General features: G+C 77.6%; 17 protein-coding genes. 8 read left to right on the top strand and 9 right to left on the bottom strand.

Annotated features, from left to right (window positions below):
* Positions 1-55 precede the first annotated feature (55 nt).
* Positions 56-712 (top strand): maleylpyruvate isomerase N-terminal domain-containing protein, encoded by a 657-nt coding sequence (locus WDV85_RS15480; RefSeq protein WP_339571484.1) that lies wholly within the window; start codon positions 56-58, stop codon positions 710-712.
* A gap of 6 nt (positions 713-718) precedes the next feature.
* Here the strand turns inward: WDV85_RS15480 and WDV85_RS15485 are convergent, their stop codons facing one another.
* On the bottom strand, positions 719-1,501 hold the full coding sequence (locus WDV85_RS15485) for a DUF427 domain-containing protein (protein ID WP_339571485.1): 783 nt from the start codon (positions 1,499-1,501) through the stop codon (positions 719-721).
* A 381-nt stretch (positions 1,502-1,882) separates the two neighbouring features.
* Between WDV85_RS15485 and WDV85_RS15490 the strand changes: the two genes are divergently transcribed.
* From WDV85_RS15490 to WDV85_RS15505, 4 genes are all read left to right on the top strand, one after another.
* Positions 1,883-2,137: a hypothetical protein gene (locus WDV85_RS15490; RefSeq protein ID WP_339571486.1), complete on the top strand. Its 255-nt coding sequence runs from the start codon at positions 1,883-1,885 to the stop codon at positions 2,135-2,137.
* Between the two features lie 144 nt (positions 2,138-2,281).
* A complete protein-coding gene (locus tag WDV85_RS15495; protein WP_339571487.1) occupies positions 2,282-2,575 on the top strand; it encodes a hypothetical protein in 294 nt (97 codons plus the stop codon).
* A gap of 195 nt (positions 2,576-2,770) precedes the next feature.
* The gene (locus WDV85_RS15500; RefSeq protein WP_339571488.1) at positions 2,771-3,010 is read left to right on the top strand and encodes a hypothetical protein; all 240 of its coding nucleotides are present in this window, start codon (positions 2,771-2,773) and stop codon (positions 3,008-3,010) included.
* Positions 3,007-3,360: a dihydrofolate reductase family protein gene (locus tag WDV85_RS15505; protein WP_339571489.1), complete on the top strand. Its 354-nt coding sequence runs from the start codon at positions 3,007-3,009 to the stop codon at positions 3,358-3,360. Before WDV85_RS15500 ends, WDV85_RS15505 begins: the two co-directional genes overlap by 4 nt.
* Positions 3,361-3,394: 34 nt before the next feature.
* Here WDV85_RS15505 and WDV85_RS15510 read toward each other — a convergent pair whose 3' ends face one another.
* From WDV85_RS15510 to WDV85_RS15520, 3 genes are all read right to left on the bottom strand, one after another.
* Complete coding sequence (locus WDV85_RS15510; protein ID WP_339571490.1) at positions 3,395-3,868, bottom strand: GNAT family N-acetyltransferase; 474 nt, start codon at positions 3,866-3,868, stop codon at positions 3,395-3,397.
* Positions 3,861-4,271, bottom strand: a complete 411-nt coding sequence (locus tag WDV85_RS15515; RefSeq protein ID WP_445263362.1) for a GNAT family N-acetyltransferase — start codon at positions 4,269-4,271, stop codon at positions 3,861-3,863. Before WDV85_RS15515 ends, WDV85_RS15510 begins: the two co-directional genes overlap by 8 nt.
* A 311-nt stretch (positions 4,272-4,582) precedes the next feature.
* Complete coding sequence (locus WDV85_RS15520) at positions 4,583-5,536, bottom strand: VOC family protein (protein ID WP_339571492.1); 954 nt, start codon at positions 5,534-5,536, stop codon at positions 4,583-4,585.
* 84 nt (positions 5,537-5,620) lie between these two features.
* Between WDV85_RS15520 and WDV85_RS15525 the strand changes: the two genes are divergently transcribed.
* Positions 5,621-6,112 carry a MarR family winged helix-turn-helix transcriptional regulator gene (locus tag WDV85_RS15525; RefSeq protein WP_339571493.1) on the top strand — a complete coding sequence of 164 codons (492 nt, stop codon included), beginning with the start codon at positions 5,621-5,623 and terminating at the stop codon, positions 6,110-6,112.
* A 13-nt stretch (positions 6,113-6,125) separates the two neighbouring features.
* Here the strand turns inward: WDV85_RS15525 and WDV85_RS15530 are convergent, their stop codons facing one another.
* The 3 genes from WDV85_RS15530 to WDV85_RS15540 all read right to left on the bottom strand — a co-directional run bounded on the left by WDV85_RS15530 (position 6,126) and on the right by WDV85_RS15540 (position 9,179).
* Positions 6,126-7,184 carry a S66 family peptidase gene (locus tag WDV85_RS15530; RefSeq protein ID WP_339571494.1) on the bottom strand — a complete coding sequence of 353 codons (1,059 nt, stop codon included), beginning with the start codon at positions 7,182-7,184 and terminating at the stop codon, positions 6,126-6,128.
* 49 nt (positions 7,185-7,233) lie between these two features.
* Positions 7,234-8,358: a hypothetical protein gene (locus WDV85_RS15535; protein ID WP_339571495.1), complete on the bottom strand. Its 1,125-nt coding sequence runs from the start codon at positions 8,356-8,358 to the stop codon at positions 7,234-7,236.
* Positions 8,359-8,435: 77 nt separating this feature from the next.
* Complete coding sequence (locus WDV85_RS15540; RefSeq protein ID WP_339571496.1) at positions 8,436-9,179, bottom strand: NAD(P)-dependent oxidoreductase; 744 nt, start codon at positions 9,177-9,179, stop codon at positions 8,436-8,438.
* Between the two features lie 59 nt (positions 9,180-9,238).
* Between WDV85_RS15540 and WDV85_RS15545 the strand changes: the two genes are divergently transcribed.
* A complete protein-coding gene (locus WDV85_RS15545) occupies positions 9,239-9,727 on the top strand; it encodes a MarR family winged helix-turn-helix transcriptional regulator (RefSeq protein WP_339571497.1) in 489 nt (162 codons plus the stop codon).
* Positions 9,728-9,827: 100 nt separating this feature from the next.
* Here the strand turns inward: WDV85_RS15545 and WDV85_RS15550 are convergent, their stop codons facing one another.
* Positions 9,828-10,709 (bottom strand): NAD-dependent epimerase/dehydratase family protein, encoded by an 882-nt coding sequence (locus WDV85_RS15550; RefSeq protein WP_339571498.1) that lies wholly within the window; start codon positions 10,707-10,709, stop codon positions 9,828-9,830.
* Between the two features lie 106 nt (positions 10,710-10,815).
* Here WDV85_RS15550 and WDV85_RS15555 point away from each other — a divergent pair, with 106 nt between their 5' ends.
* Entirely contained in the window at positions 10,816-11,394 is a 579-nt protein-coding gene (locus tag WDV85_RS15555; RefSeq protein ID WP_339571499.1) for a TetR/AcrR family transcriptional regulator, read from the top strand.
* A 42-nt stretch (positions 11,395-11,436) separates the two neighbouring features.
* Here WDV85_RS15555 and WDV85_RS15560 read toward each other — a convergent pair whose 3' ends face one another.
* On the bottom strand, positions 11,437-12,339 hold the full coding sequence (locus WDV85_RS15560) for a cyclase family protein (RefSeq protein WP_339571500.1): 903 nt from the start codon (positions 12,337-12,339) through the stop codon (positions 11,437-11,439).
* Positions 12,340-12,371 lie beyond the last annotated feature (32 nt).

Raw genomic sequence — 12,371 nt, forward strand, 5'->3', positions numbered from 1 at the left:
GAACGGTAGGACCTCGGGCCCGCCGTGCCCAGACCCCGGCGCTACCGTCCTGCCCGTGGTCCTCCAGGTGCCGGTGGACGTCGCCCGCCCGGCTTTCGCCGACTCCGTCAGCGCCGTCCTCGCGGTCGTGGAGGGCCTCGACGAGACGGCCCTCCTCGGCGCCTCGCGCTGCCACGGGTGGACGCGGCTCGACGTCGTCGTCCACGTCCTCGGGGGGTGGCAGGAGGTGCTCGGCGGCCTGGTGTCGCGCACCGCGCAGGCGCCGACCGTCGACGCCGCGACCTACTGGCGGGCCTTCGCTGCGAGTGCGGCCGCCGAGGACCCCGTCGCGGAGCTCATGGCGCAGCGGCGCCGCACCGCGTCCTACGCCCGGCCGTCCTCGGCCGTCGCGCACCTGCGCGACGTGGGCGCGGCGCTGCTGCGGGGCGCGGCCGTCCCCGACGACCGCCACGTGTTCCAGGGTGACGTGCTCACCACCGGAGACTTCCTCGCCACCTGGGCCGTCGAGCACGCGGTGCACCACCTCGACCTGCTCGTCGACCAGGCGCCGCCGTCGTCGGCGCTCGCCCTCGCGCGGGCCACGGTCGAGGCGCTCGCCGGCGGCCCGCTGCCCACGAGCGACGACGTCGGGGCCGTGCTCGTCGGCGCCGGTCGCCGGCCGGTGCCCGAGGGCTGGGGCGAGCTCGGGCGGCGGCTGCCGGCGCTGGGGTAGCGACCCTCAGTCCGTCGCGTCAACCTCCACGGTGACCAGGGTGTCGTCGAAGCAGACGTGCCCGGCGGCCAGCAGCACGTCGTGCAGCGGCTCCTCGTAGCTCCACGCGGCGTCCTCGACGACGCGCCCGGAGGGGGTGCGCAGCGACCAGTAGGTCGACCAGCCCTTGTACGGGCAGGCCGTCTTCGTCGACGAGACGTGCAGCGCGGCGACGACGTCCTCGCGCGGCAGGTAGAAGCGCGGTGGCAGCTGCGCCTCGAAGACGGCGACCGGCTCGGTGCTCTCGGCGAGCAGCTCGCCGTCGAGCGTCACCCGCACCCGGCGAGCGCTCGGCAGGGCGTCGACCCGGTGGAAGGGGTCGCGCGGGTGGCCGACGTTCTCCTCCTCCTCGTGCCACCAGGGGCCGAGGGCGTCGAAGTCGAGGAGCACCAGGCCCGCGAGGTCGTCGTCGTCGGGCCGGAAGGCCGCGCCCGGGCGCACGACGCCGCCCGCGGACAGGTCGAGCTCCGTCCCGGCCGTGGTGTGGGCGGCGAAGGGGACGTCCGGGCCGAGCATCCCGTCGGCGGGCGCCGCGTCGGCGAGGTCGCGGGCGGGCGCGAGCTCGGCGCGCACGTCCTCCTCCGGGACGGCGTACTGGCACAGGAACCGTCGCGGCTCCCACACCGCGACGGCCCGCGTCGTGTCGAGCACCACCCCGCCCCCGAGCGCCGCCCGCACGCGCTTGCCGAGCGGCTCGAACCGCAGCGCGTCGATCGCGCCGCCCAGGACCTGCTGCTGCCTCGTCGCCATGCCGCCATCGTCGGACGCCGGCGCCGGTGCCACACCCCGGGGGCCTGGTGGGGGAGGCTCGGCAGCGGTCGGGGCAGCGGTCGGGGGGGGGGGGGGGGGGGGGGGGGGGGGGGGGGGGGGGGGGGGGGGGGGGGGGGGGGGGGGGGGGGGGGGGGGGGGGGGGGGGGGGGGGGGGGGGGGGGGGGGGGGGGGGGGGGGGGGGGGGGGGGGGGGGGGGGGGGGGGGGGGGGGGGGGGGGGGGGGGGGGGGGGGGGGGGGGGGGGGGGGGGGGGGGGGGGGGGGGGGGGGGGGGGGGGGGGGGGGGGGGGGGGGGGGGGGGGGGGGGGGGGGNGGCCCGCGCCGCCGGCCGCGGCGAGGGCGGCGCCACCGACGAGCGAGGCCGTGGGCACGCCGCCGGCGGTGCCGCCGTCACCGGCGTCGGCGCCGCCGCCCGGCATCGCCATCGAGGCGACGTCGAGCGTGCCGCAGGCGGCCGGGTCGGTGGCCTCCTCGGGCAGCGAGGGGTCGAGGTCGGACATGACGTCGCCGTCGTACGTGCCCGAGCCGTCGAGGTCGACGCCGTGCAGCACGACGACGCCGTCACCGTTGGCGATCTGCTGCGCCACCTCCGGCGAGACCTCGAGGGTGCGCGAGTAGGACGCGTCCCCGACCGGGAAGCGGTCGACCGCCAGCCCCGAGTCGGGGGAGGAGTCGCCCTCGGTGGTGAGGGAGACGGCGATGGCGCCGTAGGAGCCGGCGGCGTCGCTCACCTGCAGGGCGCCGTCAGCGCCGGAGCCCTCGGTGTCGTTCGACGGGCAGGAGTTCGTCCCGCCGATGTGGATGTGCTGGGCGTGCGGTGCACCGGCGAGCAGGCCGCTCGGCGTGATGCTGATGGTGAGCTCGGTGCCCGAGATCGAGCCGGTGACGTCGGCGGTGACGCCCGAGTCGTTGAGCTGGGTGAGCGAGCCCGTGAGGTCGGTCGAGCTCGACGTCGAGGCCATCGCCGGTGCGGCGAGCGGCAGGGCCGCGAGGCTCAGGGCGGCTGCCAGGGCGAGCGTGCGCTTCGGGTCCATGGGGCGCCTTCCGTGGTGGTGACCGCTCACCCGGCGCAGAGCGCGACGGCAGCGGGGCGGGCGAGATGCCCGCATGGCGAAGAAGATCACCTGAGGGCACCTCTTGGCTACCCCTCGTGACAGGGGATGACGCGGTGTGATTCTCGGCGCGGGCCGGGACGACGTCCGCCTCTCCCGTCCCTCGCCCCGCCGTGACGCCCGGCAAGAGGCTGCAGCCGTGCGCCGGCTGGTCGTCTCCGTCCTCACCTCCCTCGACGGTTCCTACGTCGGGCCGGGGGGCGACCTGTCGGTGCTGCCCTTCGAGGACGCCTTCGACGACCACGACCTGGCGCTGCTGAGACGGGCGGGGACGCTGGTCTACGGCTCGACGTGGTTCTCCGAGAACGGGTCGCACTGGTGCGCCGTGGCGCAGGACCCGGCGTCGGGGGGCGCGACCGGGAGATCGCGCGGCTCGTGACGTCGCGGGACGCGCTCGTCGTCAGCGACGCGACCGTCGTCGACACCGGCGCCCCGTGGGCCGCGACGACGCGCGTCGTCCCGCGCGACGACGCGCCCGCGGAGATCACCCGGTTGAAGGCCGGCGACGGCGGCGACCTGCTCGTCGTCGGCAGCGCGACGACGTGGAACCCCCTGCTGGCGCAGGATCTCGTCGACGAGCTCGTCGTCCTCGTCGGGGCCGGGCTCGCCGGCGACGGCGCACGGCTCGACGCCGGGCCGCCGGCAGGGCTCCGCCTGCTCGACGCGCAGGTGCTCCCGGGCTCGCAGCTCGTCCGGCTCCGCTACGACGCGACGCCGACCGCGGGCTGAGCCAGGGCGGGCGCGCGGCGCCCCGCCGGTCGGATCAGCCGGGCGACCAGGCGTAGGTGGCGTCCGGCTCGCCCTCCTCGGTCGCGGAGCCGTCGCTCGTCCCGACGAGCACGAAGCCGGCGCGCTCGTAGAAGGCCCGGGCTCCGGCGTTGCGGGCGAACACGTGGAGCCGCAGCCCGGCGGGGCTCGCGCGCCGGGCGGCGTCGAGGAGCGCGCTGCCGAGCCCACGGCCCTGGGCGTCCGGCGCGACGTAGAGCTGCTCGAGCCACCCCTCGTGGACGGCGGAGAGCGCGACCACGCGCCCGTCCTCCTCCGCGACGGTCACGACCTGCGACGGCAGGACGAGGTCCGTGAACCAGGCGCGCGTCTCCTCGCGCGGGTGCAGCCGCGGCAGCCAGGGCATCGCCTGCTCGCGGGCGTCGTGGTGGACGTCGGCCAGCGCGACGGCGTCGGCCGGGGTGGCCGGTCGCAGGCGCGCCGCGGCGCGGCGTCCCTCGCCGTCAGCCATGGAGGGGGAGCTTGTAGCCGCGGTGCGAGGCGACGAAGCCGAGCCGCTCGTAGAAGCGGTGGGCGTCGGTCCGCGAGCCGTCGGTGGTGAGCTGGACGACCGCGCAGCCGCGCCGGCGCGCCTCGTCGACCACCCAGCGCAGCAGCGCCGTCCCGAGACCGGTGCCGCGCAGGTCGCCCCGCACGCGGACCGCCTCCACCTGCGCTCGCGTGGCGCCACGGCGCGAGAGCCCGGGCAGCACGCCCAGCTGGAGGGTCCCGACGACCTCGCCGGCGCGCTCGGCGACGACGACCTGCTGCGCGTTGTCGGCGTCGATCCGGGCGAGCGCCGTCCGGTAGGGCTCGAGGTCCTCGGGTCCGTCGAGGCGCTCGCGGCCCGCCCCGAGGTGGTCGTCGGCGAGCATGGCCACGACCTCCGGCAGGTCGCCGGCGACGGCGTCCCGCAGCACGACCGTCGTCCCGCCCACCACCAGCTCGCCCAGCACCGCCACGGGGCCAGCATGCCGCCGTCGGTGGCCCGGGTGGCGGGTCGGCCCTGGGCCCGTCCGGCGGTGCCGAGTCCGACGCCTTCCTCCGGTCCGACGCCGCTCGTCGAGTCCGACGGTGCGCAGGCCGGGGAGGACTCCCGACCCGTGCGACGTCGGACTCGAGGCACGACGTCGGACTCGGGCCCACCCGCCCGTCGACCGTCACGGCGCGAGGGGGCCGGTGCGCCTCAGGCCGCGTCGGCGGCGCTGACCTCGAGGAGGCTGCGCCACGGGTCCTCGAAGCGCAGGGTGCGCCCGTCGTGCTGCGCGGCGACGCCGTGGCGCCGCAGCCGCTCGGCGAGGGCATCGACGTCGGACGCGGAGGGGACGACGACGGAGACCTGCCCGAGCCCGATGGTCGCCGCGCGGGCGCCGGCGCCGCGGCTGCCCCAGCTGTTCATGGCCATGTGGTGGTGGTAGCCGCCGGCCGCGACGAAGATCGCCCCGTTCCACTCGGCGGTGAGCTCGAAGCCGAGGGCGTCGACGTAGAAGTCCTTCGCGGTCGCGACGTCGCCGACCTTGAGGTGCACGTGGCCCACCTCGGCGCTCGTCGCGGGGCGCTCGACGAGGTGGTCGCGCAGGAAGCCCTGCGGGTCCAGCGGCTCGGCGCCCATGACGACCCGGCCGTCGCGGTAGGACCAGTCCTCGCGGGGCCGGTCGCGGTACAGCTCGATGCCGTTGCCCTCGGGGTCGGTGAAGTAGAAGGCCTCGGAGACGAGGTGGTCCGCGGACCCCACGTAGACCGACCGCGGGTGGCGGGCGGCCGAGGCGACGACGTCGGCCAGCGCCGAGCGGTCCGGGAAGAGGAGCGCCGTGTGGAACAGGCCCGCCTGCCCCGGCGCGGGGGCGGGCAGCCCGGGGGTGAGGACGAGGACGACGAGCGCCGTGCGCCCGCGGCCGAGCACGACGACGTCGCCCGCCGCCGCGCCCGGTGCGCCGCGGTCCGTCGCGGTGCGGGCGGCGTCGCCGGAGAACTCCTCGAGGCCCAGAGCGTCGCGGTAGTACGCCGTCATCCCCGCGAGGTCGGCGACGTGGAGGGTGACGGCGTCCATCGTCGTCGCGCCGGGCAGGAGGTCGTCCGCGGGCCGGGGCGCCGCGGTCGCGCCGTCGAGGACGGCGGAGGGGGTCGGGCGGTCCGGCATGGCGGTCTCCAGAGGTTGTCGCGTGAACCAGTGAGGTCGACGGTACGCCGCTACGGTTATCGCGACAACCATCGAGGAGGTCGCATGAGCGCGGAGTGGCTCGACCGGCGCCAGCTGGCGGCGTGGGTGCGCGTGGCGTCCGTGCTCGAGGTGCTGCCCGGCGTGCTCGACGGGCAGCTGCGGCGCGACGGCGGCGTCACGCTCTTCGAGTACTTCGTGCTGGCCGTCCTCACCGAGGCGCCCGGCGGGACGATGCGCATGAGCGCGCTGGCGCAGCAGACGAACGCCACGCTCCCGCGGCTGTCCAACGTGGTGCGGCGCATGGAGTCCCGCGGGCTGCTCGTCCGACGCCGGGCCGACGACGACGCCCGCGCCACCGACGTGGGCCTCACCGAGGAGGGGTGGGCGACGACGGAGCGGGCCGCGCCGGGCCACGTCGCCGCCGTGCGCCACCACGTCGTCGACGCGCTCACACCCGAGCAGCTCGACCAGCTCGTCGCCATCACCGACGCCCTCCTCGAGCGCCTCGACCCGACCGGCGGCATGGCGGCGACGTACCGCCGCTACGACGGCTGACGACCGTCGGGCGTCACCGCAGCTGCTGCACGAGCCGGCGCTCGCCGGCGGCCGGGTCGACGACGACCTCGGCGAGGGCGCCGTCGACGAGCGCGAGCTGCGGCGGCACGTGCCCGCAGTCGACGTCGACGACGACGGGGACGTCGAGCCCGGCGAGGGCGCTGCGGACGGCGTCGTGCTGGGTGAAGGAGCCGGACGCCGGGGCGCTCGTCCGCCCGACGAGGACGGCGGAGGCGACGTCCAACCAGCCGGCGAGGCGCATGCGCCACAGGTCGCGGGCGACGTCCGTGGCGCCGTCGCCGCCGGCCTCCAGGTGGAGCAGGACTCCGTCGCCGGCGGCGTGCGCGGCGGCGAAGGCCGGGACGTCGCCGTAGGGGGTGCCCGCGAGGGTCGACGTCGTCTCGACGCACCCGCCGAGCAGGCGGCCGCGGGCGCGCACGGGCCCGGCGCCGGGGTCGAGCACCTCCCACGTGCCGGCGCGGTCGTGGGTGGGCTCGCTGACGGCGGGGTCCGCCTCCCAGTCGTCGAAGCCCTCGGCGCGATGGGCGGTCGAGGGCCCCTGCACCAGAGCCGTTCCCGCCGGCGCGGAGACCAGGTCGAGCCAGGGGAGCAGCGGCTCGGGCACCCGGTAGGGCGTGTCCAGGAGGTTCGGGCCGTGCAGCGTCGCCCACCCGAGCCGGGTCGTCAGGGCCAGCGTGAGCGTCGAGGTGTCGGAGTAGCCGACGAGCCACGTCGGCTCGGCGGCGGCGAGGGCGTCCCAGTCCAGCAGCGGCAGCACCTCGACGGCCAGCTCGCCGCCCCACGGCGGGACGACGGCGCGGACCTCGGGGTCGACGAGCATCGCCTGCAGCTCCGCGGCGCGCTCGGCCGCCGGGGCGCTGACGTGCTCGCCGTGGCGCAGGCCCGGCCGGTCGACGACGCACGCGCCGACCCGCACGCGCAGGCCCCACCGGCGCAGGACGTCGACCGCGGCGTCGAGCCGCGGCACCAGCGGCGCCGGCACCCCGCTGGACGGCGCGGTCACCCCCACGACGTCGCCGGGGCGCAGGGGGCGGGGGAACCGGACCGTCACGGCGCGAGCGTGCCACCGCGGGTGCTGCCGAGGGTGGGGAGCCGGTGGGTCAGGAGGCCTCGCGGGGGTGCCGGGGCCACGGCCGCGGCACTCTGCCCCCGCTCGCGGGCCACCCCACGTCGTTGAGCTCGTAGACCACCGCGCCCTCCTCCGTGGTGCTGCCGGACGCGTCGGTCAGCGTGAGGGCACCCCGAGCCCGATAGCGCCCGTAGGAGGGCCGGACCCCGAGCTCGTCGTAGCGGGCGCGCTGCTCGCCGCCCGGCTCGGCCGCGGCGTGGGCGTCCAGCTCGACGAGAGGGCTGCCGCGCTCGACCACGAGCTCGACGACGCGCCCGCCGTCCCGGGCGACGTACCGCGCCCGCGCCGGGCGCTCCTCGCCGCTCTCCGGGTCACGCTCGGTCTCGACCGTGCTCTCCACCTCGCCGCGGTGGTCGACGACGACGGCGCCGGTGCCGTCCATGACGCCGAGGAGCGGCACCTGGGTCAGCCCGTAGCGGTCGCTCGTCACGAGGTCGAAGACCATGGCGGTGAGGCGCTCGCCGTGGAAGCGGCCCCACAGCCAGTGGTGCCACGAGCCCACCAGGTCGACGTCCGTCCACTGGTGGTCGGCGTAGCCCAGGCCGGCGACGTCCCACGTCCGGCCGTCGACCGTCATGGTGCCCGAGACGCGGCAGCGCGCCACCGCCTGGACGGCGAAGTGGTGCTCGCCGCCGTCCCCGAGCGCGACGTGCCCGGTGCTTCCGGGGCGGTAGGGCTCGACGAGCGCCTCGCTGACCAGGTGCAGCCCCGGGCCGTCGTCGGGGGCGACCTCGACGTCCAGGCGCCGGAGGTCGCCGCTGGTGCGGTGGGGGCCGAAGGGGAGCTCGCAGCGGGTGGTGCCGACGTCCGCCACGTCGACGACGCCCGGGACGGCGCGCTGGTGCCGGCGCCCGTCGGGCGTCGTTGGGAACAGGTTGACGAGCGTCGCGGCGGAGCCCTCGCCCACGGGCCCCACGAGGCAGAAGGCCACGGCGACCGCCGTCCCGTCGTCCAGCGCGGCCTCGACGTGCCACAGCTCGCTGCGCCCCTCGGCGACCTCCTGCCGGCGGCCCACCTCCCACGGCTCGGTGACACCGGGGCGGAGCCCCAGTCGGGCGAGGTCGTCGGGGTCGGTCAGCAGGCGTGCGCGCGTCATGCGGGTCCTCTCGACGGACGTGGCGGTCGGTCGTGGTCGCGGTGGCGGTCGTGGTCGGGGCGTCCGCGACCGGGCGCTCAGCGCTTGAGCACCTCGTGGCGCAGCATGTGGAGCACGCCGACCCGGAGGCCCGGCGTCGTGGCCGCGGCGGTGCGGCGGACGAAGCGGTCGTCCTCCAGCTGGTCCAGCAGCAGCGCGGCGAGGTCGCTGCGGGCCATGAGGGGGCCGTCGATCCGGGTCTCGGCGACCGCGTAGCCGGTGCCGTCCCGGTCGACCAGCCCGGGCGGCCGCACGACCGTCCAGTCGAGGTCGCTCGCGGTGACGACGTCCTCCATGCGCTGCATGTCGTCGTACACGGTGCGCCCCACGTGGTCCCGCACGATCCGCCGTGACAGCCGGTCGACGGCGCGGGGGGCCGGGTGGCCCGTGTCGACGCCTCCGGAGGTGACGACGACGAGCCGCCGCCTCCCGTGGCGGCCCATCGCCGCGACCAGGAGGCGGGCCGTCGCGGAGTAGACCTCGACGGGCTTCCGCGTGAAGGCCGTGCCGATGGTGCAGACGACGGCGTCCGCCTCCGCCACCGCGGCGTCGACGACGGCCTCGTCCGTCGCGTCCCCGGCGACGACGCGCAGCCGGGGGTGCCCGTCGGGGTGGCGCTCCAGGGAGAGGGACTCGGGGTGGCGGGTCAGCGCGTGCACCTCGTGGCCGCGCTCGAGCGCCTGGTCGACCGTGCGGCGGCCCGTCGGTCCGTTGGCGCCGAGCACGAGGAGCCGGCGGTGGCGCAGGGGCGCGCGCTCGGCGCTGTCCGGTGAGGAGGGCATGCGGCGAGCCTGCACCCGACTAACAGAGACCTGCAAGTGGGCGCTGCGACGATGCGGTCGTGGACGCGGACCGTGCCCTGACCGAGGCGGAGCTGGACGGCGTCGTGACGTGGAACGTCGTCCGGGTCGCGCGCTACCTGGGCCAGCGCCTGGCCGAGCGCCTCGCCGAGCTGGACCTGCACCCGGTGCACTTCGGCGTCCTCGCGCAGCTCGACATCAGCGGACCGATGTCGCAGGCCGACCTGGCCCGGGCGGTGCTCCTGCGCCCGCAGAGCATCGCCCCGCTGCTCGACGGCCTCGAGCGGCGAGGTCTCCTCGAGCGCACGGGCGAGCGCGCGCGCGGACGGCGGAACCCGGTGCTCCTCACCGCGTCCGGCCGGGAGGCCCTCGAGGGGGCGTGGGGGGTCGCCCTGTCGAGCAACGACCTCCGTGACTCCGGGCTGACCGCCGAGGAGGGCGGCGAGCTGAACCGCCTCCTGCTCAAGGTCGTCGGGGCGAGCCGGGGGCGGGTCGACGACGACGCGGCGTGGGACCTCAGGGGGCCGTAGGTCGACACGGAGACGGGGCGCCGCGCCGTCGTGGCGCGACGCCCCGCGCGCCGCCGGTGCCCCTCGCCGGGGCGCGGCCCCGCGACCGGCTCGGGCCGCCTCAGGCGCCGAGCCGCTCCAGGTCCTCGAGCAGGCCCGGGTGGGTCGGGGTCCAGCCGAGCGCCTCGCGGGTCCGGGCGCTGGAGGCGGGCTGGTCGAGGGCGAACACCGGCCCGAAGGGGCCGAAGTCCTCGACGGGGAGCGACCGCACCGGCAGGCCCAGGCGGCGGCCGATGACGGCTGCGATGTCGCGGACGGCGTCGCCCTCGTCGGCGACGGCGTGCCAGGCCGTCCCGGCGGGAGCGCCCTCGAGCGCCAGGCGGAACAGCGACGCCGCGTCCGCGGCGTGGACGGCGGGCCAGCGCTGGGTGCCGTCGCCGGGGTAGCCGGCCACGCCGCTGGTGCGGGCGGCGTCGGTGAGCAGTCCGGCGAAGCCGCCCCTCCCGTCGGCGTGGACGGTCCGGGGCATGCGGACCGCCGCTGAGCGCACGCCGCGCTCGGCCAGGGCGAGGACGGCGGTCACGGTCTGCGCCCGGCGGGCGACGGGGCCGTCGAGGGGCAGGGGGTCCTCCTCGGTGGCGGCGCGGCCCGCGACCCACGGCGTCCCCGAGACGGTGACGAGCGGCCGGTCGCTGCCCACGAGCTCCTCGCCGAGGGCGGTGGCGGCGGCCTCCTCCTCGGCCATGCCGGCCTCGACGGACGCGGTGGACCCGTAGTCGCGGCTGAAGGCGAGGCTGACGACGCCGTCGGCGTCGCGGGCACCGGCGCGCAGGACGTCGAGGTCGGCGAGGCCGCCGCGCAGTGGGCGGGCGCCGGCGGCCGTGAGGGCGTCGGCGGAGCCCTGCGAGCGGGCGAGGGCGGTGACGGTGTGGTCGTGGGCGAGCAGCTCGGCGACGACGGCGGTGCCGATCGTGCCGGTGCCCCCGGTGACGAAGACGTGCACGGCGTTCTCCTCGGGTGGGTGGGCTCCCAGCCGCGACTGATGCGACTGGTGTCCCGTCACCGTAGCCCACCGATGCGACAGGTGTCGCGTCGGTAGTCTCGGGCCCATGCCGCGATGGGAGCCGGGAGGCCGGGAGCGCCTCGTCGTGGCGGCCGTGGACCTCTTCACCGAGCAGGGCTACGACGCCACGACGGTCGCCGAGATCGCCCAGCGCGCCGGCGTCACCCGCAGCACCTTCTTCCGCCACTTCTCGGACAAGCGCGAGGTGCTGGTCGCGGGGCAGGAGTCGCTCAGCCGGCTCCTCGTCGAGGGGGTCGCCGAGGCGCCCGCGGGGGCCACGCCGCTGGAGGCGGTGGCGGAGGGGCTGGCCCGCGCGTCGGGCGCCATGGGCCCGCTGAACCGTGAGCTCGGTCCCCGGCTGCGGGCGGCCGTCGCGGCCAGCGCCGAGCTGCAGGAGCGCGACGCGCTGAAGAGCGTCGGCATGGCGGCCGCCGTCACCGGGGCCCTCGTCGAGCGGGGGGTGCCCGACGCCGCGGCCCACCTGGCCGCCGAGATGGGCGTCCTCGCCTTCAAGCTCGGCTACGCCCGGTGGTCCGAGGGCGACCGGGCCGAGGACGAGCCGCTGGCCCCCCACACCGCCGCGGCCCTGCAGGAGCTCGTGGCCGCGAGCGCCTCCCTCACCTGAGGGAGGCGCCGCCGGCCCGACGTGGTGGACCGGGGGCGCCGGTCAGAAGACGGCGACGGGGTTCACCGGCACGCCCGTGGCGCCCCGCAGGCGCGGGGGCGCCAGCACGAGGAGGAAGGCGCTGCGGCCGAGCTCGGCGCACACCGCGGCGAGGTCCTCGACGGCGGCGCTGTCGACGAGCGGCATCCCGAGCCGGGCCAGCCCGACCATGTGCAGGGGCATCGGCACCGGGCCCTCGAGCGGGGGTACGGCGTCCCCGACGTCGCCCGCGTAGACGGCCACGTCGCGCCGGTGCATCCAGGCGACCGCGTCGAGCGTCATGCCGGGCGTCGGCTCGTCGGCGTCCCAGGAGACCTCCCAGCCGGTGCGGACGACGAGCGCGTCGCCGGGCTCGAGCCGGACGCCGGCGCGCTCCTCGGCGGCGTCGAGGTCGGCGGCGGTCACCGGGTGCGCCGGCGGCAGCCGCTCGCCCGGCGCGAGGTCGAGGAGCACCCCGCGGGTGACCACCCCGTCGGCGAAGGCCGTCGTCGAGCCGTGCTGGACGCCGGCCGCCGTGACGGCCTCCGCCAGCGGGCGCCGGGGGTTCACCTCGCCGTCCAGGGGCATGTGGACGACGGCGTCGAGGTGGGTCAGGCGCGGGTCGTGGGGGACGACGGTGAGGACCTCGGACATCCCCATGGGCGGCACCCCCGTCCAGAGGAGGGCCTGCTGGACGGGCGGGGAGGACGGCGCGGGCGGGGCGAAGGGGTTGCTCGCGACCGGCGCCGGGTCGATCGGGCGGGCCAGCGGCACGTGCCGGCCCGTCCTCACCTCGGCGGCGGCCCGGGCGCGCACCGCGTCGGTGACGAGGTTGAGCGTCCCCCGCTCGTCGTCGTCACCCCAGCGACCCCGGTTGTCGGGCAGCTGCTCCCGGTCGTCCGGGCGGTCCTCGTCGGTCTCGGCCACGCGGTCCGTCCCTCCGTCGTCGTCCGCCCCCG

It is taken from the genome of Pseudokineococcus sp. 5B2Z-1 (assembly GCF_037482305.1).
GTDB lineage: Bacteria > Actinomycetota > Actinomycetes > Actinomycetales > Quadrisphaeraceae > Pseudokineococcus.